Annotated in this window: 19 protein-coding genes; all 19 read right to left on the reverse strand. The window is 35.7% G+C overall.

The window, feature by feature from the left end:
- Positions 1-113: 113 nt before the first annotated feature.
- Complete coding sequence (locus RCJ95_RS17800) at positions 114-1,223, reverse strand: acyltransferase family protein (RefSeq protein ID WP_257521324.1); 1,110 nt, start codon at positions 1,221-1,223, stop codon at positions 114-116.
- Positions 1,224-1,299: 76 nt separating this feature from the next.
- Positions 1,300-2,811, reverse strand: coding sequence for a lipopolysaccharide biosynthesis protein (locus RCJ95_RS17805; RefSeq protein ID WP_257521323.1), 1,512 nt, complete (start codon positions 2,809-2,811; stop codon positions 1,300-1,302).
- Positions 2,801-3,892 (reverse strand): glycosyltransferase, encoded by a 1,092-nt coding sequence (locus RCJ95_RS17810; protein WP_257521322.1) that lies wholly within the window; start codon positions 3,890-3,892, stop codon positions 2,801-2,803. The genes RCJ95_RS17805 and RCJ95_RS17810 overlap by 11 nt, the downstream gene beginning before the upstream one ends.
- A 5-nt stretch (positions 3,893-3,897) precedes the next feature.
- On the reverse strand, positions 3,898-5,244 hold the full coding sequence (locus RCJ95_RS17815; protein ID WP_446722596.1) for a hypothetical protein: 1,347 nt from the start codon (positions 5,242-5,244) through the stop codon (positions 3,898-3,900).
- A complete protein-coding gene (locus tag RCJ95_RS17820) occupies positions 5,241-6,422 on the reverse strand; it encodes a glycosyltransferase (RefSeq protein WP_313150395.1) in 1,182 nt (393 codons plus the stop codon). Before RCJ95_RS17820 ends, RCJ95_RS17815 begins: the two co-directional genes overlap by 4 nt.
- A 118-nt stretch (positions 6,423-6,540) precedes the next feature.
- Positions 6,541-7,659, reverse strand: a complete 1,119-nt coding sequence (locus RCJ95_RS17825; RefSeq protein ID WP_313150394.1) for a glycosyltransferase family 4 protein — start codon at positions 7,657-7,659, stop codon at positions 6,541-6,543.
- A gap of 95 nt (positions 7,660-7,754) precedes the next feature.
- Positions 7,755-8,510 (reverse strand): tyrosine-protein phosphatase, encoded by a 756-nt coding sequence (locus RCJ95_RS17830; protein WP_255601698.1) that lies wholly within the window; start codon positions 8,508-8,510, stop codon positions 7,755-7,757.
- Positions 8,511-8,550: 40 nt separating this feature from the next.
- The gene (locus RCJ95_RS17835) at positions 8,551-9,252 is read right to left on the reverse strand and encodes a CpsD/CapB family tyrosine-protein kinase (RefSeq protein ID WP_237497167.1); all 702 of its coding nucleotides are present in this window, start codon (positions 9,250-9,252) and stop codon (positions 8,551-8,553) included.
- On the reverse strand, positions 9,252-9,980 hold the full coding sequence (locus RCJ95_RS17840) for a YveK family protein (RefSeq protein ID WP_313150393.1): 729 nt from the start codon (positions 9,978-9,980) through the stop codon (positions 9,252-9,254). The genes RCJ95_RS17835 and RCJ95_RS17840 overlap by 1 nt, the downstream gene beginning before the upstream one ends.
- 228 nt (positions 9,981-10,208) lie before the next feature.
- On the reverse strand, positions 10,209-11,768 hold the full coding sequence (gene rny / locus RCJ95_RS17845) for a ribonuclease Y (protein WP_004224930.1): 1,560 nt from the start codon (positions 11,766-11,768) through the stop codon (positions 10,209-10,211).
- Positions 11,769-12,283: 515 nt separating this feature from the next.
- A complete protein-coding gene (recA, locus tag RCJ95_RS17850) occupies positions 12,284-13,345 on the reverse strand; it encodes a recombinase RecA (RefSeq protein ID WP_274771982.1) in 1,062 nt (353 codons plus the stop codon).
- A gap of 161 nt (positions 13,346-13,506) precedes the next feature.
- On the reverse strand, positions 13,507-14,766 hold the full coding sequence (locus RCJ95_RS17855) for a competence/damage-inducible protein A (RefSeq protein ID WP_054550950.1): 1,260 nt from the start codon (positions 14,764-14,766) through the stop codon (positions 13,507-13,509).
- A 16-nt stretch (positions 14,767-14,782) separates the two neighbouring features.
- The gene (pgsA, locus tag RCJ95_RS17860; RefSeq protein WP_004224936.1) at positions 14,783-15,361 is read right to left on the reverse strand and encodes a CDP-diacylglycerol--glycerol-3-phosphate 3-phosphatidyltransferase; all 579 of its coding nucleotides are present in this window, start codon (positions 15,359-15,361) and stop codon (positions 14,783-14,785) included.
- A 47-nt stretch (positions 15,362-15,408) separates the two neighbouring features.
- Positions 15,409-16,338 carry a helix-turn-helix domain-containing protein gene (locus RCJ95_RS17865; RefSeq protein WP_175400707.1) on the reverse strand — a complete coding sequence of 310 codons (930 nt, stop codon included), beginning with the start codon at positions 16,336-16,338 and terminating at the stop codon, positions 15,409-15,411.
- Between the two features lie 16 nt (positions 16,339-16,354).
- On the reverse strand, positions 16,355-17,140 hold the full coding sequence (locus tag RCJ95_RS17870; protein ID WP_026023397.1) for a DUF3388 domain-containing protein: 786 nt from the start codon (positions 17,138-17,140) through the stop codon (positions 16,355-16,357).
- Positions 17,141-17,356: 216 nt separating this feature from the next.
- Positions 17,357-17,614 carry a DUF3243 domain-containing protein gene (locus tag RCJ95_RS17875; protein WP_004224939.1) on the reverse strand — a complete coding sequence of 86 codons (258 nt, stop codon included), beginning with the start codon at positions 17,612-17,614 and terminating at the stop codon, positions 17,357-17,359.
- A gap of 45 nt (positions 17,615-17,659) precedes the next feature.
- Complete coding sequence (gene ymfI, locus RCJ95_RS17880; protein WP_221682732.1) at positions 17,660-18,388, reverse strand: elongation factor P 5-aminopentanone reductase; 729 nt, start codon at positions 18,386-18,388, stop codon at positions 17,660-17,662.
- Complete coding sequence (yfmH, locus tag RCJ95_RS17885; RefSeq protein ID WP_221682733.1) at positions 18,385-19,686, reverse strand: EF-P 5-aminopentanol modification-associated protein YfmH; 1,302 nt, start codon at positions 19,684-19,686, stop codon at positions 18,385-18,387. Before yfmH ends, ymfI begins: the two co-directional genes overlap by 4 nt.
- Positions 19,683-20,954, reverse strand: coding sequence for an EF-P 5-aminopentanol modification-associated protein YfmF (yfmF, locus tag RCJ95_RS17890; protein ID WP_446722597.1), 1,272 nt, complete (start codon positions 20,952-20,954; stop codon positions 19,683-19,685). Before yfmF ends, yfmH begins: the two co-directional genes overlap by 4 nt.
- Positions 20,955-21,052 lie beyond the last annotated feature (98 nt).

Genomic DNA, 21,052 nt, shown 5'->3' on the forward strand with positions numbered 1-21,052 from the left:
AATAACATCTTTTAGTTTACCATCTTTGCTTTGGCAATCGCAAAGTAAAAACGCAAGCCTTACTCAATTTACACGTTTAAATACTATTATCTTATTGATTAGCACCGGTTTATCTAGGATTGCTGGATGGGAAATTGTGCATCTTTTTTATTAGAGGAGTCCCCATTGGTATTGAGTTGCCCTATAAAAAACGCGCCGAATTTCCATTTACTCATTATATATGTTATACAAATGGAGCAACTGAGACTGACAATAAATGAAATGGCAATGACAGAAAATACACTTAATGTTTCGATAAACTTCGTTAAAAAAATTTTAAATAGGCTATTAACTAGGGGATGTAATAAATATATACCGAAGGAATAACGACTAATAAAAATGATAAATTTCGGCATTTTTCTTCTGTTACTCGCGATGAAAAATAACAGAAAAGCTACACTGAATGTATAAAGGATAACGTCTATTCTCTTTGAATGAACTTCCGCAATAATACCTGATAATTGAGAGGTTAGCAAAATGCTTACTGTGATTAGTAATACTGCTAGTAACAAATAACGAAAACGCTGTAACCACGATAGAAATTTATTATAATTTTTTCCACAGTAATAAGCTACTACAAAATAAGCAATCCACGCAGGAAATGGCATCTTATTAAAAAAATCCCATTGTAAACTAGTATACGCTAAATCAGGAAAATACTTAAATGGATCTAAAAAATTAAAAAAGGCTAAGTAACTAAAATTAATGAAAAACGCAGTCATTATTACTTTATAGGCAGGGTATCTCGATACAATAAATTTCACAAAAAATGGATGTATGATATAAAATTGAAAAATGATCACGATAAAATAACCATGGAAATCACCTTCCAAATAATTTAATAGTAGTTTTTTGGCAAATTCAATAGAAGGCGATTCGATTGATTTAAGAACGGCATCAAGTAGTCCAATAAAAAGAAATGGAGTTAACATATATTTATAACGTTTTACATAAAACTTTTTCGGCAAACGATCTGAATAGGAATAGGCAATGACAAACTCTGAGATAAATATAAAAAGAGGGGTCCCGAACATAAAGATCAGCTGAATAGATGTCAGGATTACAAATAGTGGACCTTCTTCTATGTCATTCATGTTCAATGCCAACGTAACACTATGCATTAACACAATCCCTAAGCAAGCAACGAATCGTAGTAAATATATTTCTTTGATTTCTCGCTTCATCACCCTCACCTGCCATTTCAAAGGAATCAATTTGCCTTTCAATTATGCTCTTACCTTACTAAATGCAGGGATAAAATTATTTACTATCGGTAATTGTTCGCTTTAATTGCACCAAAATATCTCGCATTGTTTGAGGCTCAATAATAAAATTACCTACTAATAAAATAAACATCGTCCACAAGGAAATACATATAGCGGCTAAAAGCCATGAACCTGCAGATGTAATATGGAGCTCGATAAAAAATATAAATGGTGTCGCTGCAGTAAGTGCAAAGATACTATTTTGCACAATTTTTTTGGCAGTATCTTTAGGTGAATTGTGTAAAATCTTTTTTGAAGAATAAATGATTAAATCATAAGTACGATACCCGTATGAACAAATTCCTCCCAGTAATATTCCTTCTGCGCCAAAATACTGTACAAAAACAAGAGAAACTACTAGGTTAATTAATGCTTCCATAATGGCACGCTTTTTCGTCTCTCTAAAATGTCCTGCAGCGTTCACTAACGTATTTGCAGGAATCCGAATTGTGTTCGCTACTCCTACAATGACAAACAATATTGCCAACCAGGGCCTTATGTAATTGGCATCTTCAATACCTGCTGTATAAATCGTTATAAATGGCAATATTAAAATAGCTGTACATGTGTAACTAAAAGCAATGATGCCATAAAAAACATATTCAAAATGATGAAAATATTTTCGAAGAACGTCCTTATCCTCTTTGACAAGAATGTCGCCAAAAGCTGCTAATATCGCCCCTGAAAAAGTAGATATAAACAATGTGACTGCATTAAACACCATACTATAAACTGTAAATACACTGACTTCTGTTAAGCCCAGAAAAATCGTTATTAAAATAAACGGTGTGTTAAATACCACTAACGAGGCAATTTGATGAATTAAAGCATCCCATTTATCTTTAATTGCTAACGTATTAGCTTGTTTTTTACAATCGAAATATGGATATTTCTTTTTAACATACAACCTTAAAAAAAGAACATCCAGTAATAATAAGGCACTTGAACTAGCAACAACAATGACGATGGAAAAACCAAATGCTATTAAAGTAACTGACAATAATGCACTCGCAAAAAGCAACATTGTTTGAATGCGAAAAATAACATAGCTTTTTTGATCTGCCGACAGTAGAACCAAATATTTCCCTATAAAAAAATACTCCCACACGCCACTAATTCCCAAAATAAGTACCATGTAAAGAGCCGTACGCGTATTCACTTCATCTCCTACTAATAACGGATAACAAATGGACAAAATGGCGACTAATCCAACAAAGACATAACCCGAGCGTCTATAAAAACGATTAGTCGCTGAAAGAATTCCATTTATTTGGTCTTTATCACCCTTGGCTAGTGGCTTATAAAGTGCCACTATAGATGCATTACCAACCCCAGCTTCTACTATTTTTAAGTAACTTAAAAATTGCTTAATCGACGAAACAAGCCCGTTTGTAGCAGAGCCGTATGTTGTCATAAATAGTCGAGGTAAAATGAAATTAATAACCGCTGCAACAACTTGTAGCAATACATTAGACATTAAATTTAAAACTACTCTCTTAGTTCTCATGCTGATAAGCACCTTTTCTTTTAGTAAAAGTAGGAATTAAACCTTTGCAATCACTGATCTGCCGATTAAGCCTATTCAACATAAAAAGTAAAAGAATTTGTTTTTTCTTTAATAGCCAAGTATAGACCTTTAATTTGAGCGGCATATTTGTCACTCGAATCGCATGCAACGATCCATGAAACGCTTCATGAATCAACATTTTCTTAATAAAGGTACGCTTTTCATGTAAACGCTTATGGTTGAATCTATTCAATTCATTATTCACCGCTGCCATCACTAAATAAGTAAAATAATACTGAAGTTGTTCAGCAAAATTAGGAACCTGGTCTGCTTTCCTGTACTTTAAAACTTTCAAATGTTCATATAACACAAGTATTTTTTTAAAAAACAACTGATCATAACTAGTTGTCATGGAAGAAGAATGCTGACGGTAATGGTAGAGATACTGATTTTCTAATATATAAATACTTTCTGCATCAAGTAAGCTAGGATATGTACAAGCAGCATCGTCCCCCATGCAAATTTGATCATCCACATCAAATAGATTTTTCTCTAATAGGTCTCTTTTAAATATTTTATTAGATAAAGATGGATATAATCCAAAACGGTAATACTCGCCCGAATATAGCATAATCGGATATACTTCTTTTTCCATCCTATCCTTCCTGTACAAACCGGGCGCGACAAGCTGTGATCTCTTCACTTCTTGGAGTGGATAATTTTCTATAATGTCACAAATAACAATATCTACATCAAAAATACGTGCAGTATTACATAATGATTTATACATATCAACTTCTATCCAATCATCACTATCTACATAACCAACATACTGTCCTTTGGCGACCCTTAGCCCTGCTTTACGGGCACTGACAGCACCACTATTTGCTTTATGAATGACGGTAATTCTTGTATCAGATTCGGCATATTCATCGCAGATTACCGAGCAGTTATCAGTCGAGCCATCATTTACTAATATCAACTCAAAATCTACGAAATCCTGTCTCAAAATACTATCAAGACACATTTTTAAGTAAGGTTCTGTATTATAGACGGGGACAATAATGCTTAAAAATGGCACTCACCTCACCTCTCATTCATAGTAGTTCCCTTACTTTTACTCATAGTCAGTGCAAACATAATTAATAAAATATGATATGGAAAATAATCCATGACAAATGAATCAAGTCCTATATTCGCTACTAATACGATATAGAGAGGAATAGCGTTAATTGAGAGGATTTGAAAGCCTGATGTATTCATACTTCCAACATTCCCTCTAAGTACTTTATAGAGGCTAGAAATGTATAATACTGACAAGGCCACTCCAATTAAACCTATATAATAAGGGGTTGATAAGTACATTGTATGTGCCATTTTCACCTTCGCAAAGCTTGTGCCAAATCCTGCTCCCAAAACAAATACTTTCGTGTTTTGAAAGATTTCATTTATAAATAGGCCCCAACTACTCACTCGACCAGTGGTAATGGCATCTGTCGATATTCCTGACCCAAAAAACCGAATCCAATAAATTTCAAATAACTTCTCGTAAAAAAAATAGAGAGCAACCCCACAAATAATCACGATAAAAGACGAAAATTTAATAGCTGTCTTCACATTATTTTTAATGAAGACAATAAATGTCATCATAATAAAAACGACTAATGTAATAATAAACATTTTGGAATATGTCAGTATGCCAAAAAAAGCTAATATCACGAGTAATACAATTGACTTTTTTTCCTTTTTTCCATCCAGATTAAAAAGCACTAATAAACAAGCCATAGCTATTAATATTTGCAAACTAAAGTAATTTGGATCTAAATCTAAACCCGTAAATCTTGTACTAATCGAGTTCATTGTCTTCACTGTATTCACAATGGTCATTGATTCTATAAAATGATCGATTTCTGGAACGGAATAACTGATCAAGCGCACGATTGAAGCAGCTAGTAAACCCGATGTATAGATATACGTATACCTTCTGAAATATGCCTTATCATTGAGGGTCAATATTGCACAAAAGAGCACACTATAATTCAACACAAAGCCTAAAACTGCAATAAGATTACCACCACTAACTAACGTTACGGCCACCGTATAAAATGCAAATAAAAAATAGGTGAATAACAGTCGTTTTGAAATACCTTGCTTTTGTAAAAAGAGCGTCAGAATACTTAACAAAATATAGAAAGAACTAAGTACAACAAGTAATGAATATCCTGATATATCGAATTTAATGACATAAACCCACGAAATAAAAAACAATAAATAGTCAATTCGATGCTGCTGCTTATCTAGCAGCATCGCTATACTGGTTAAAAGGAAGAAGAGCCAGAGAAATAGATTTTGACCTGTATATATTTTGAATACGACAAAGATACTTGAAATTATACAAATGAGCACACTAAATTTCTTAGATTCCACTATCATGTAGCATCAAACTCCAATACTAGTTGCTCTTGAGCTTTTTCGTTTGTGTAGTGATTTTCTTCTATGTAATTTTTCATATTGTGTAGTAATTCTGTATTTTTCATAACACTAGAAATGACGTGAAAGATGTCTTTCATGTTAAAGCCTGTTATTAATCCGTTATGACCATGACAAATTTGTTCACCTGCTGCGGCAAAGTCTGTTGTAATAACAGGCGTTTGTACAATTAATGCCTCCCCTATGACCATTGGATAGCCTTCGTAGGCTGATGTTAAAATGAATACATCACTACATTTTATAAATGGATAGGGATTTTTCATTTCCCCTACAAATTCAACTACATCCTCTACACCTAGTTGCAAAGCTAATTGCTGATTCGAAAGTAGATCTGGTCCATCACCTAAAATGCGCCAGCGAAAATTATTTATAGAAGCTTCCTTTAACAACTTACACAGATGTGGAATCAGGTCGAACCTTTTTGTACTATTTTCAATTCGCCCAACCGATATTAAATCCAACTCGCATTTAAGAAACGGTGTATATTGACATGCCAGTTCTTTAATCTCTTCGATTGGGAAAAAATTATAAACCACTTGAATTTTATGTTGATATTCTGGAAGGAAATTTATTAAATTTTCCTTACATGCTTCTGAAACACATAACAATCGATCAAAATTTTTATAGGTTTTGACACAAGCTTCATAATTAAAATTCGCTTTAATGGGATCTGTATGAATCCATGCGAACTTACGATCTGCTATCACAAATTGATCTACAAATAAATTGGTCCCTTTATTGAAATATTGATTGGGTACATCATTAAAATAAGAAATGGCAATATCATAATGACAATTATTGCGATGTTTTTTTAAAAGAATCGAATAGAAATTGTGGGAACCTATTAATCGAACAACTATCATACACACAATACGTAAAATAATATGCCATACGTTATTTCTTTTTTTCACTTCAGCAAAAGGTGTAGCAATTAGTTGTAACAGTAAGTTCCCTGTATTTACCTTCACATTGGAGGGAATATCGTTCATTAATTCCCCTCCACTAAATGCAAAAACATCTATCGCGTATTTCTCGTAGAGGCTGATTTCTTTTAGCATATTAATTAGCGCCTTTTGGATACCACCCATGTGAAAATTTTGTGCAACAATTAATATTTTCATATTAGTCCCCCTAAAAATACTACTGTAAATTTTCATATTGCTCTTACGTTTGTGGATAAAAAACGGATCGATAACCGCTACGAGCCGCTCCCTTTGCTGCTCACACTCCGCATTGCTTTTATAAATTACTGTATAAATCTGTTATCCGTTTCTCCATTTTCGCCCAGCTATAATCTTCTTCGTACAGTGCCTTCATTTCACGAGAAATTTCTGGCCATTCTTTTCTACGCTTTACCAAATTCTCAATTCCTTTTTGTAAACTCTCTCTATTGTAATCAATAAGTTCTCCAAAATTATTTGTTGCAACTATTTCTGACATTCCCGTATTTTTCACCATAATCAAAGGCTTACCAAGCATTAATGCTTCATAGAATTTATTGGGTGCCGCATAATAATGGTTAGAAATAGTAGGATCATAAATAGCCGTCATAATGTCACAACTATTTTCTAACTCTATTGTTTTTTCATAGGGTAACTTACCATAAAAGTGGATATTGTCATGCATTTTCGAAGTTTGCAGCAAAGTATCAGCTAACTTACCAAATCCGCCAATATGCAGCTCATAACTTGGTGTATTCTTTACTACTTCAACCAATTCACTAATCAATCGATTTTCAGTAAGTATACCTACATAAACTATTTTTACTTTTTTCGGATTCAAATCTAAGCAATTATTTGAATCTATATAACGTGGAGTATTATAAATGACCTCTATTTTTTTAGGTGAAGCTTTAGCAATCTGTTCTTTGCGCTTTTCTGTACATATAATGACTGCATCTACACTATTCATAAGACGTATATCTATACTAGTAATGACCTTTCCAATACTCTCTGGTCCATAAAATGGTGATGTATACGAATCAAATACGTCGTAGATTACTTTTTTACGAAGTAATTTCCCACATATTGTACCTATTAGCGCTGTATCAAAATCACAAGCGTGAATCATATCATACGTATTTTTATGGCGAAGTAACCATCGAAAAAGTTTAAGTTGAAATTTTATAAATGGAACTAAGTTCTTTTTCAAACCTCCTCCAAATGTTGCCGGAATACCAAACCTTGTAATACGAATTGCATGTTCACCTTCTAACAGTTGGTCCTTTATTTTATATTTCTTATCTCTATCCCATGCTAAAATGTGAACATTCCAATTATTTTTTGCAAGACAATGTGCCTCCTTTTCAACCCTTGGATCTGGAGAAACAGGGTTACTCCTCATAAAAACAACTCGCATCCCATATGCCCCCCCTTAAACACTGAATGTCTCTAGCACTTCAGCTACTTTTTGCTACCTTTTATATCCTTACAACTTAAAGATGCTTTCCCATTTTAAAAAAACTTCCACCATTTTTTTGTGAAAGTATCATCTGGTTCATATACAATTAATGGCTGATTATTAATGATTCGTTCGTTATTTTCAAGCAAAAAATCTACCATATCCAAATCTTTTTGTTTTTCTAAAAATCTAAGTCCCTTTTCAAATAAGAAAGGACGTGTACTTAAGTTATGCACATCCGAACCATATGTATGGATAAGATTCGAGCGCACTAAATTTAGCGAAAGTTTTTGGATGGTTTTTCCAAACAATCCTGCTAAACTTCCTGATGTAATTTGTGCAAGTGCCCCCTCGCGTATAATTTGTTCCAAATGACTTGGATTTTCTGAAATGACTCTATTTCGCTCTGGGTGTGCAATAATTGGTGTTATGCCTGCTGTTAATAACGAGTAAATGATATCCTTTGTAAATTTGGGAATATGATTAGAGGGAAGTTCCAACAGCAAATAATTGGAATTTGCTAATGTATGTATTTGTTTTTTTTCATACAATTCTAGAATGTTACCTGCCAAGCGTACCTCTTGTCCCGTGTAAAGTTTTAACGGCATGTTACGTTGATCAATTGTCATTTGCAACTGTACAATTTGCTCATTCACGACATCAAAGGGGACATTATACAATGGATGTAAAGCATGCGAAGTGGAAACAATCGTTGAAATCCCCTCCAAAACGGCCTGCTCAAATAAACAAAGTGTCTCTTCAATCGTTTTCGGACCATCATCGACATCAAATAATATATGACTGTGCATATCAATCACTGTACTTCACTTCCCTGTCTAGATACTTGAATTAACGATAATATTGCTCATAATATTGATGGAGTGGCATTTTATAGTTATTTAATACTACGCCTAAAATATTTGCTTTTGAGGCTTCAAGGTATGACTTTGCTTTTAACACATTTTCATTTTCTGCAACTCCACTGTTCACAATTAATAATGTACCATCACATTTATTGGACAAAATTTGAGCATCTGTTACAGATAGCAGTGGTGGCGCATCAAAAATAATGATGTCAAACCCTTTCTTTAGTTCCTCCATTACACTCCCCATTAAGGTAGAAGCTAGTAACTCTGCTGGATTGGGGGGGATAGGCCCACTTGTCAAGACATATAGATTAGCAATATCTGTATTATTGACGACTTCGGAAATTGTAAAATGCCTTGTTAGTAAATTTGATAGTCCTCTAGCATTTTGCAATAGAAACGTATAATGCATTGTTGGTTTTCGCAAATCTGCATCTACGATGACGACTCGTTTTCCTTCTTGTGCGAAAACAACTCCTATATTGGCTGCATTGGTTGACTTTCCTTCACCTGGTGTTGCAGATGTCACTAATATTGTTTTAATCTCTCTATCAGGCATTGAAAAAGTAATATTTGTTCGGATTGTTCGAAATTGTTCTGAAATAAAAGAATGGCCATTGGCAATCGTCACAAGTTTTCTTGCCATTTTCACTAACTTCTTCTTTTTCTTTTTTTTCCAAAACATTATGATCCTCTCCTCGTTTTACGAGATTTTACCCTAGTGCTTTTATGGTGAGCATCACTAATTTGACTAATCAAGCCAATAATTGGTAGCCCTACTAGCTCTTCGATATCTTGCTCCGTCTTGATTGTAGTATCTAAGCTCTCTATTATGATTATGAGAGCAGCACTTATAACAAAACCAATAAACGAGGCTGCTACTATATAAAGGGTTTTATTTGGCGCAATCGGTACAGGTTCCTTATCTAATTGTGCAACTGACAAAATATTAACATTATCAACCGTCATTAAAACTTGGATCTCCTCTTGAAACACATCTGCTATTGTATTGGCAATATCGACAGCCAACTCTGCTTGCTTGTCTACAACATTAATATTGACAACTTGTGAGTTATTGGCACTGGATACAGTAATTTGATCCATTAAAACTGCAGGTGTGACATCCAAATCTAGCTTATTTATAACTTTAGATAAAATAGCAGAACTTGTTATGATAATGTTATACGTATTAATAAGTCGGAGATCTGTTTCAACCTGTTGTACACCTAAATGTGGTTGCTCTATATTTTTTTGATTAACTAAAATTTGCGTTTCTGCCTCATAGGTAGGTTTTAACACAAAGATGCTAATAAAGGCCGTAACCAACGCTGCAAAAAGTGTAAAACTTATGATAAAAAGAAAGTTTTCTCGGACTATTTTCAATATATCTTGTAATGTGATTGTTTCTTTCAAAGCTCTTCACTCCTTGTCAAAACATAAACCAGTTGTAAAAATGGAGTATGACTAGGCTGATTAATTTTTATAAGGGTATTCATGTTGAAGCTAGTTCACTATGCTTTATTCCATACTATATTGTTGGAATCATCCATTTATTCTTACTCGGTAGATCACATCAAATTTTCTTCACATACAAAAAGGCATCCCCTGATCTTGGTCAAGGGATGCCTATTATTTTATTATTTATTTCGCATATTCCACAGCACGTGTTTCGCGAATAACTGTTACTTTAATATGACCTGGGTAATCGAGTTCTTCCTCAATACGTTTGCGAATATCACGGGCAAGACGATGAGATGCTAAATCATCAATTTTTTCAGGTTGTACAATAATACGAATTTCACGTCCAGCTTGAATTGCATAAGACTTTTCTACGCCATCATAGCTTTCTGAAATTTCCTCTAACTTTTCAAGTCTGCGGATATAGTTTTCAAGTGTTTCACTACGTGCACCTGGACGAGCTGCTGATAATGCATCAGCTGCAGCGACTAATACCGCAATAACAGATGTTGCTTCAGTATCACCATGATGCGAAGCAATACTATTAATGACAACTGGGTGTTCCTTATACTTTGTTGCTAATTCCACACCAATTTCAACGTGGCTTCCTTCAACTTCATGATCGATTGCTTTTCCAATATCGTGTAATAAGCCTGCACGACGAGCCAATGCCACATCTTCACCAAGTTCAGCAGCAAGTAATCCTGCTAAATGTGCGACTTCAATTGAATGTTTTAGAACATTTTGTCCATAGCTTGTACGATATTTCATGCGGCCTAAAATTTTCATTAAATCTGGATGTAAGTTATGAATACCAATTTCAAATGTAGTTTGCTCACCTGTTTCGCGGATTTGTTCATCCACTTCACGTCGAGCTTTTTCCACCATTTCCTCAATACGAGCTGGGTGAATACGTCCATCCTGTACAAGTTTTTCAAGTGCAAGTCGAGCTGTTTCACGGCGAATTGGATCAAAGCCTGATAATATAACCGCTTCTGGCGTATCATCAATAATTAAATCAATTCCTGTTAACGTTTCCAATGTACGGATATTACGGCCTTCACGACCAATAATACGTCCCTTCATTTCATCATTTGGCAAGTTCACAACAGATACAGTTGTTTCTGCTACGTGATCTGCAGCAAAGCGTTGTAGTGCTAATGATAAAATTTCACGTGCTTTTTTATCTGAGTCTTCTTTCGCACGTGTTTCAGCTTCTTTCGTCATCACAGCAATATCAGTTGATAACTCTTTTTCTACTTCATTGAGGATAATTGATTTAGCTTCATCCCTAGTCAAAGCAGAAATACGTTCTAGCTCTGTTTTTTGTGATGCCATGAGCTCGTCCACTTTGCTCTCCATCTGTTCAATATGCTGTTGTCTTTCAGCTAGAGCTTGTTCTTTGCGCTCTAAGCCAGCTTCTCTCTTATTTAGAGCATCATCTTTGCGATCAAGATTCTCTTCTCTTTGCAATAAACGGTTCTCTTGTTTTTGAAGTTCTAAACGACGTTCACGAATGTCATTTTCAGCTTCAGTACGAAATTTGTGAGTTTCATCTTTGGCTTCAAGTAGTGCTTCTTTCTTCATTGCCTCCGCTTCTCGTTTTCCTTCTTCAACGATTGTTTCAGCGACATGTTTAGCACCAGTGATTTTTGAGTCATTCACTTTTTTCATGTAGATATAGCTAACAGCGGCACCAACGATGAGTCCAAGCAAAGCGGAGATGATAGTAATTCCATCCATATGAACACCTCCTCTTGCTATTTGGGTATTACAGTTTCAGTCGGCGCATACATCTATGTCGCCTTAGCTAAAATGTACCAGGTTTTGTTAGAATTTATGCAAAACCCGTTTCATTGGCCAAAGGCATTATCTTCATCCAGTAGGCGTTTAGACATCCATTTTAAAGGATATTTCACTATAAAACATTTGCTAAATGAGGATAAAATGTACTGCCTATTTAAAGTCATAATTCAGAAATTATACATATTTAATTGTATAGCTAGCCTCAAGCTCTGTCAAGGATAGTCAGGCGTCTGTTCGCCATCTAAGCCAAAAAAAGTAAGTCCTATCCATTCAGTGAATTTTTTCCCTATTACTATTTCACTAGAAACTTTCTCATGTTAAATACAATTAATAAAAAAACAGTACATAAGAAATAAACACATAGCCTCTCTCTTATTATGTGTAAAAATTTAAGAATATAGACAAAAAAATGCATTGCCCCCTCAATAAAGTGGGAACAATGCAATCATTAATTATTCTTCTTCCAGAAGCAACATTAATTCTTCATCCATCTCTTCTTCATCATGGGCCGCAATTGTATAAGAAGAAGCCGCAATACCATAAGAAGCTCGGATTTTATTTGCTATGTCTTCTAGGACAGCAGTATTTTCTTTTAAATACTGTTTAGCATTTTCTCGTCCTTGACCTAAGCGCTCATCGCCATATGCATACCAAGAACCGCTTTTTTGCACAATGTCTAATTCCACGCCTAAATCGACTGTCTCGCCTTCTTTAGAAATCCCTTCTCCATACATAATATCTACTTCAGCTGTACGGAAAGGTGGTGCTACTTTATTTTTTACAATTTTAATTTTAGTACGGTTACCAACAATATCATTACCTTGCTTAATAGCTTCTGCACGACGCACTTCTAAACGGACAGAGCTGTAGAATTTAAGCGCACGTCCACCTGGTGTTGTTTCTGGATTACCGAACATGACACCAATTTTTTCACGAATTTGGTTAATGAAAATAGCAATCGTTTTTGATTTATTAATCGCACCTGAAAGTTTACGTAAAGCTTGAGACATTAGACGAGCTTGTAAGCCGACATGAGAGTCACCCATATCCCCTTCAATTTCAGCTTTTGGCACTAAGGCAGCAACCGAGTCAATAACAATAATATCAATAGCTCCACTACGCACTAATGCTTCTGCAATTTCAAGTGCTTGCTCACCTGTGTCGGGCTGTGATAATAATAGCTCATCAATATTCACACCTAATTTTTGTGCATAGATTGGATCTAATGCATGCTCCGCGTCGATAAATGCTGCTTGTCCACCTGATGCCTGTACTTCAGCAATGGCATGTAGAGCAACTGTTGTTTTACCAGACGATTCGGGACCGTATACTTCAATAATACGTCCACGTGGATATCCACCCACTCCTAATGCAGCATCAAGTGCTAGTGACCCACTTGAAGATGTTGCAATTTCTAAATCAGTTTTTTCACCAAGTTTCATGATGGAACCTTTACCAAAATTCTTCTCAATTTGTTTTAGAGCCTGTTCTAAGGCTGCTTTACGATCACTCATTCATTTTCCTCCTTCGAAAACTGTTCACTGTTTTTATCTATCTCTACTATACTTGTTTTTGAGAAAACGCGCAAGAAAAAAGCGAACATTTATTCGTTTTTTCTTCAAAATAAAAATTTGGATAGTTTTCCTCTACCCAAATTCCTATGTTTTACTCTATTTTAATAACGTTTTGTGTAGCCACGTTCTTCTAAAAGCTGCATTAAATAATGGCATGTAAATTTCACCGCACGGAGTCGATTCGTATTACGCATGCCTGATAAATGAAGTAAATATGTAAGCGGCTCCTCATCATTTATGGCAATACCAATCCAAACCGTACCTACTGGCTGATGATCATGCGCAGTGGGGCCTGCTTCTCCTGTAAGGCCAATCCCAATATTTGTAGCAAATTTCTCACGAACAGCACTTGCCATTGCCGCTGCGCATTCAGCACTCACAACACCATGTGTATCAATTAATTCTTGTGAAATGCCTAGCTGTTTTACTTTCGCATCTGCTGCATAGGTAACAACGCCTCCTATAAGCGCATTGCCTACCCCAGGAATTTCCGCAAGCTCAGATTGAAATAAACCAGCAGTTAAACTTTCTGCAGCCGCAATTGTTAGCTCATTATCCAGTAGCATTTCTACCGTTTTTGAGGCAAGGGAATCATCATCTACACCATATTGATAATCACCAACAAGGGCTTGGATTTCTGCAACCTTTGCCTTAATAAGCTGCCCAGCTTGCTGCTCTGTTGCTGCTTTAGCTGTTACGCGTAACGTTACCTCACCATCAGAAGCAAGTGGAGCAACTGTTGGATTGGTTTGTGCATCTAAAATATTTTGAACTTGTACTTCAAGCTCAGCCTCACCAATTCCATAAAATCGCATAACATGTGATGCAATGATCCCTCCATCGTTAAGCATCGCAGCAAGTTTAGGTTTAGCCTCAAATTGAAACATTGGTTCTAACTCTTTTGGAGGTCCTGGTAATAAAATATAAGTGCGATCATTTTTTGTGAAGATCATACCTGGAGCCATTCCATGGTGATTAGCTAATACTTCACTCCCAGCTAAAATTAATGCCTGTTTACGATTATTTTCCGTCATTGGACGTCCTCGTTTAGCAAAAAATTGCTCAATATACGTCAATGCTACTTCATCAAACTCAAGAGAAACACCAAGATGACGTGCAATCGTTTCCTTCGTTAAATCATCTTTTGTTGGACCAAGTCCTCCCGAAAAAATAATGAGATCTGCACGAGACTCTGCCACTTCGATAGCTTGTTCTAAACGCTTTGCATTATCGCCTACTACGGTATGATAAAAAACGTTGATGCCAAGCTCGGATAGCTGGCTTGAGATAAATCTCGCATTTGTATTCGTAATTTGACCTAATAATAGTTCTGAGCCAACCGCAAGAATTTCAGCATTCATGATCCCAAGACCTTTCTTATTTAGACTCAAGTAATACACGTCGATTTAGATAGAAATAATCCCATCCTGACCAAAGTGTAAAGAACAATGCAACATAGAGCATGATTGTATCAAATGGAATACCAACCAATGTAAAGATTGTATTGTGTAAAAGAGCAGCAGCAATCGCTACAATTTGTGCCCAAGTTTTAATTTTACCAAGCTGATTGGCAGCTACGACTTCTCCTCCACCTGCCAAAATCAAACGTAAACCCGTTACAGCAAATTCACGACTGATAATAATGATAATTACCCAAGCAGGTGCCATCTTAAGCTCGACCATTAAAATAAAGGCTGCTGAGACAAGTAACTTGTCAGCTAAGGGATCTAAAAATTTCCCAAATGTCGTTACAAGATTATACTTACGTGCGTAATAACCATCCACCCAATCGGTTGTTGAAGCAAAGATAAAAATAAGTGCGCCTATAAAATGATGAATTGGCATCTCTGCACCAAAAAGTGATAATGTTCCCCAGCCAAAATCAAACATCATAACAATGACAAAGAATGGAATAAGTAAGATTCGAGAGATGGTAATTTTATTTGGAATGTTCATTTTTCTAACACCTTTCATGATGAAAGAAAGTAGTCATCATGTGATGACTACTGTTCTTTATTGAAATTGATGACGATATTTTGCGTTACAATTTGTTGTGCATACGTTAGAAGTTCGTCATTAATATAGATTTTAGCTTGCGTTGAATTACCGAGACGAATACGAACATAGTTTTGTGTTGAGGCGTCAAATTCAACTACTTCCCCGGCATTATAGACACGCGTATCTGTTAAGATTTCTTGTTGCTGTTGATTGCGAATACCAACAAATGTAGGGCCTGATATTTCAATTTTCAGTTTCATTGTATCTGTCCCTGTTAACGTATAAGAAGTTGTCGCTCCATCTGCTTCAACAGTACCCGCGGAAATTGTTTGCTTCATCTCTTCAGTTTGATCAGTGTCATCTTCATCAGTTGGTGTTTCTTCTGTAGCTTTTGTATCTTCTTTATCATTTTTCTGTGCATCTTTATTTTCTTGTTCTTTTTTATCCTTCTCACTATCAATTGGCTTGACATTTGTGTCATATTCAATCTCAGGAGTTGGATTTACTTCTTCGCTTGTCCCTGGACTGTTTTTTGATTGCCATAGCACCCATATAGCCACAATAATGACTACAATAAATAAAGCAACAATGATTTTTGGCATAGCCTCCATCATTTTATTCGAAGGGCCTTTCGTTACTTTTCTTCTGCTGGGGCTATTCGTCATCGATTGACTTACTTGATCGTTTGGAGTGCTCGGTAGTTCATTTTTATATGTCTCTAAGATTTCTTCCGCATCCAACCCAACAGCTTCTGCATATTGTTTGATAAAAGCTCGTACATAAAACGAACCAGGCATAATGGAATAATTGCCCTCTTCAATTCCTACTAAATAACGTTTTTGGATTTTCGTTATTTCTTGTAAATCGTCTAAGCTGTAGCCTTTAGACAGTCTCGCCTCTTTCAGTCGAGTCCCTAATTCTGCCACTAATAACACCTACTTTAACATCAAATTAAAAATTAAATCCTCCAAAAGAATCGGATTCGGACATATGATTTTTTTCCATTATTTCATAAGTAATTTCTTCATCAGTGTGATGACGTAGTTCAATAATATAATCAAAATCCTCTATTTTATATTCTGAATGCTGAACAAACATATCTGGATGCTCTACAACTTTGATACAAGGCATATTCATCATTTCACGCACTAATTGCAAATGTTTCTCATCAGATGAACGTCGAGTCACAATACCATCTAAAATAAAAATATTGTTACGACTAAATTCATCTCCCACAAGCTTATTACGAACTGTTTGCTTAATCATTGTAGATGATAAAAAGATCCATTTTTTATTGGCACAGACACTGGCGGCTACTATGGATTCAGTTTTTCCAACACGTGGCATGCCACGAATACCAATCAGCTTATGTCCCTCTTTTTTAAAGAGTTCTGCCATAAAGTCGACTAAAATACCTAATTCATCTCTTACGAAATGGAATGTGTTTTTTTCATCTGCATCTCGAGGAATATAACGACCATGCCTAATGGCTAAACGGTCGCGAAGTTTTGGTTGTCGAAATTTGGTTACGTTAATATGTTCCATTGTCGAAACAATTGTACGAAAACGCTCAATTGCCTCATCATTGTCTGTATGCACTAACATACCACGTCGATCCTCATCTACACCATTTATTGATATAATATTGACACGAAGCATCCCTAAAAGTGAAGCAATATCTCCTAATAATCCAGGGCGATTCACCTGAATTTCATATTCAAAGTACCAATCGCTCAACACACTCGTTCCCTTCCTATTAGTTAACGTAAAAAATCCTTTATAAGTTCCATCATAGCTGATTTTTTATGTAATGGAAAGTTAGAATACATGGAATTACAGCGTTATTTACTAATTTTTTTTGATGACTGTTAAATAGGCTTACATACGTTCCCGTTTTCACAGATAAAAAGTTTATAGTATAGCAAAAAGAGGAGATTGGCTCTCCTCTTTTATTTACTGCACATGCTTATTTTGTACGAGCTTAATGACACAATTCGCTAATGCATGTTTTTCATCTTCAGAGGCAACGCCCCATAAATCCGACAGCACTCGCTCTTGTTCGTTTTTAGGATCGACATTAGTCGCCAAATATTCTCCAATTTGGACAGCAGCCGTTTGAATCATTTTCTTCGGCATACCGCTTGATTCAGCTTGCATGACGTTTTGTCCTAAAAACGATGTCCATTTTTGCCAGTTTTCTAAAATGGTCATATTCTTCCTCCTCCTTTACACAAGTAGTATGTGCAAAAGAGATTATTATATGTACCAACCGCCATTTAATCGTACGATTTGTCCTGTCACATAATCAGCTTTACCAGACAAATAAAAACGTACCATTTCAGCCACATCCTTTGTTTGTCCAATGGAGCCTAGTGGGATATCGTCCAAAATGTATTGAAGCTCTTCTTGATTTAGATGGCTGTTCATTGAGGTATTTATAAAGCCAGGAGCAATAGCATTTACTCTAATCCGAGATAATGCCGCTTCTTTTGCATAGGATTTGACAAAAGCATGTTGCGCACCCTTAACAGTTGCATAAAGTGCCTCCCCCGCTGAGCCAGCCTCTCCCCAAATGGAGCCTATAAATAGTACATAGCTCACTTCATGCTTGCGAAGTTTTCCAGAAAGTAAAGCTGTTAGTCTCATAGGATTTTGAACATGAACACGCCATAAAGCATCCATATCTTCCACTGTTGTATCTTCGAGCAATGAATAATGGGCTTGTCCATTGGCAAAAACAATAGCCTGCACATTGAAAATTTGCGCGGCTACTAATTCTGCTCCATTAACGATTGAAAAATCCCCCTGTACAAGCATAAATTCTTGTGCAGGGAAATGTTCGGAAAGCATTTCACATAATCTCTGTGCCGCATTTTGATTGTTTGAATAATGTACATAGATGGACCAGCCGTCCTCAGCTAAGCTTTGACAAATGGCATGACCGATATCACCTGATGCACCTAAAACAAGGGCAAATTTTTTCACTGTGCATCCTGCTTACTTGGCAGAATTTTAAAGACTGTTTGCTGCGTTTCACCTTGGATAGAAGCAAATGCTTTTTGTAAATCCTCCACGGTTAATGTCTCAAGTACTGGTACTACATCAAATAAATTCATGTCATTAAAGGAATATCGTGTGAATTGGTTTGCGATAAACTCGATTGAATTTAGTGCACGTAGGAAGAAACCAATTTTTTTGCGTTTTATACGATCCAAACCAGCACGATCAAATTGACTATTTCCTTCATATTTTGCTAATTCGTCCATAATTGTTTTTGCCAATTTATCAGGCTCTGCTGAATCTGATCCGATCATAGCAAACCCAAAGCCATTTTCTAAGGTAAAATCAAAAGCATATGTCTCATCAATTAAACCTTCCTCGTAAACACGTTCATAAAAATCAGAGGTACGTCCAAAAATAAGTTCAAGTGCAATTTGAACCGACAACTCATGCTTTAACATGTCCTGACCTGATAAATTAGTGTCTTTCGCTTTTAAACCTACATAAATTTTTGGTTTTTGAACATCCATATTTAATGTACGTTCTTTAATGGCTACCTCTGTTGGTTCTATATCAAAGAAGCGTTGAATTGGTGTTGGTTCTGGGAACTCTTTTTTACCTTGATTCTCACGAATAAACGTCATCATTTCTTCTGGTTCAACAGCACCAATCACAAATAACAACATATTTGAAGGATGATAAAACGTATTGTAGCACGTATATAAGTGCTCCGCTGTAATGCCATCAATCGATTCAATTGTACCGGCGATATCAATTTTTACAGGATGATGATGATACATATTTTCGATTGTGCCAAAGTATAGACGCCAGTCTGGTTGATCATCATACATTGTAATTTCTTGCCCAATAATTCCTTTTTCTTTATTGACAGTAGCTTCAGTAAAGTAAGGCTCTTGCACAAAATTCAATAATGTTTCGGTACTTTTGTAAATATTATCAGTTGAAGAGAATAGGTATGCCGTACGTGTAAATGATGTAAATGCGTTAGCAGAAGCTCCATACTCACTGAACTTTTGGAAGACATCGCCATCTTCTTTTTCGAACATTTTATGCTCTAAGAAGTGAGCGATTCCATCCGGCACCGTAATGCTTTCTGTTTGACCTATGGGTACAAAAGTGCGATCAATAGAACCGTACTTCGTTGTAAATGTAACAAATGTTTTAGAAAAACCTTTTTTCGGCAAGATATATACATCTAATCCATTTTCAAGCTTTTCATAATAAAGAGTTTCATCTAATTGCTTAAATTCTATTGTTTTCATTGTGCGGCTTGCTCCTTTCCACATAAGAAATAGACCGCTTCAAGCTGCACTTGCTTTGCCATTGCAACAACATCTTCTTTTGTCACAGCTTTCCACTTATTTGCCCAGGCTTGAACTGAAAATTCCTCAGGTAAATCTTTATATTGATCAAAAATTTCAATTTGTCCTCGAGCAGAATCTAAGGATTCTTTTAGCTGATTCGTCAGCATAGCCTTTGTTTGTTCCAGCTCTAAATTTGTAATGTCCCCAGCCTGCATGACGGCTAGTTGTTCTTTAATTAAAGATAGCGCTTTTTCTTCATTTTTAGCTTCAATACCAGATACAACAAATACAAGTCCGTAATGCGAAGCGTAGGAACTAGAAGCATAATACGCAAGACTCTCTTTTTCACGAACATTCATAAACAACTTGGCATGTGGATACCCACCAAAAATGCCATTAAAAATTTGCATCTTAGAGAAATCTGCATCACCAAATCTAACAGGTGTGCTAAAGCCAATATGAAGTTTACCTTGTTTCATTTCATACTGCTCTCTTACATAATCATTGTCTGGATGTTGTTGAGGAAGTACTGCTGGAACTTCCTCAGGAGTACGATCCTTAAATGGTAGCGCTTTTTTTAATTTCGCAACCATTTCCTCTTCATTAATGTCTCCAGCTACATAAATATCGATTTTGTCGTTAGCTAGCATCGATTGATAAGCCTCAAATAATGAGGAAGGGGTAATCTTTTGAATTTCTTCGACACTACCATTCGCTGAAATTGATGCTGGCTCATTTGGTCTCAGGATTTGTTGTAGACGGAATTGAGCAAAGCGAGATTTATCATCAAAAATAGATTCAATACGTTGAATAACTGTCTTTTTTTCACGCTCAACAACGGATTCCTTAAAAACACCATTTTCTAGATTAGGCTCAAAAATAGCCGTATGCAATAAACCAAGGACTTCGTTTAAGACACTCGTATTCGCTAGATAATGATCATTAACAGTCTCTACATTCATAAGAACTGTATGCTCATTGCCACGCTTCGATGTATCAAAATACAAAACTGTACCATACAAGTCATCTAAAAAGCTTCGAAAAGCAGCAGTTGTCTTATATTTAGCATTACTGTGCTGCAGTACATTTGTTAACACTGTACGCTCTGATGCACTTTTAGCCGTTAATGCTCTTCTCCATTTAATTGAAAAATTCACGGTTTTAAATTGGGTCGTTTGTCGGATATGCAAATTGACACCTTTTGCAAAAGGTATTGTTTTAAACATATGAAACCCTCCTATCCTTCTTAATATAACGATGTACTACACATACTATACATGTCTATTGTCTATAATTGCAAAAGGAATCCAAAGTATGTATGGGA

It is taken from the genome of Lysinibacillus sp. BSL11 (genome assembly GCF_052928325.1).

Excerpts from the sequence above, each read along its gene's own strand:
- RCJ95_RS17800 (WP_257521324.1), bottom strand. The coding sequence starts at position 1,223 with ATGAAGCGAGAAATCAAAGAAATATATTTACTACGATTCGTTGCTTGC.
- RCJ95_RS17805 (WP_257521323.1), bottom strand. The coding sequence starts at position 2,811 with ATGAGAACTAAGAGAGTAGTTTTAAATTTAATGTCTAATGTATTGCTA.
- RCJ95_RS17815 (WP_446722596.1), bottom strand. The coding sequence starts at position 5,244 with ATGATAGTGGAATCTAAGAAATTTAGTGTGCTCATTTGTATAATTTCA.
- RCJ95_RS17820 (WP_313150395.1), bottom strand. The coding sequence starts at position 6,422 with ATGAAAATATTAATTGTTGCACAAAATTTTCACATGGGTGGTATCCAA.
- RCJ95_RS17825 (WP_313150394.1), bottom strand. The coding sequence starts at position 7,659 with ATGCGAGTTGTTTTTATGAGGAGTAACCCTGTTTCTCCAGATCCAAGG.
- RCJ95_RS17830 (WP_255601698.1), bottom strand. The coding sequence starts at position 8,510 with ATGCACAGTCATATATTATTTGATGTCGATGATGGTCCGAAAACGATT.
- RCJ95_RS17835 (WP_237497167.1), bottom strand. The coding sequence starts at position 9,252 with ATGTTTTGGAAAAAAAAGAAAAAGAAGAAGTTAGTGAAAATGGCAAGA.
- rny (WP_004224930.1), bottom strand. The coding sequence starts at position 11,768 with ATGGATGGAATTACTATCATCTCCGCTTTGCTTGGACTCATCGTTGGT.
- recA (WP_274771982.1), bottom strand. The coding sequence starts at position 13,345 with ATGAGTGATCGTAAAGCAGCCTTAGAACAGGCTCTAAAACAAATTGAG.
- RCJ95_RS17855 (WP_054550950.1), bottom strand. The coding sequence starts at position 14,766 with ATGAATGCTGAAATTCTTGCGGTTGGCTCAGAACTATTATTAGGTCAA.
- pgsA (WP_004224936.1), bottom strand. The coding sequence starts at position 15,361 with ATGAACATTCCAAATAAAATTACCATCTCTCGAATCTTACTTATTCCA.
- RCJ95_RS17875 (WP_004224939.1), bottom strand. The coding sequence starts at position 17,614 with ATGACCATTTTAGAAAACTGGCAAAAATGGACATCGTTTTTAGGACAA.
- yfmH (WP_221682733.1), bottom strand. The coding sequence starts at position 19,686 with ATGAAAACAATAGAATTTAAGCAATTAGATGAAACTCTTTATTATGAA.
- yfmF (WP_446722597.1), bottom strand. The coding sequence starts at position 20,954 with ATGTTTAAAACAATACCTTTTGCAAAAGGTGTCAATTTGCATATCCGA.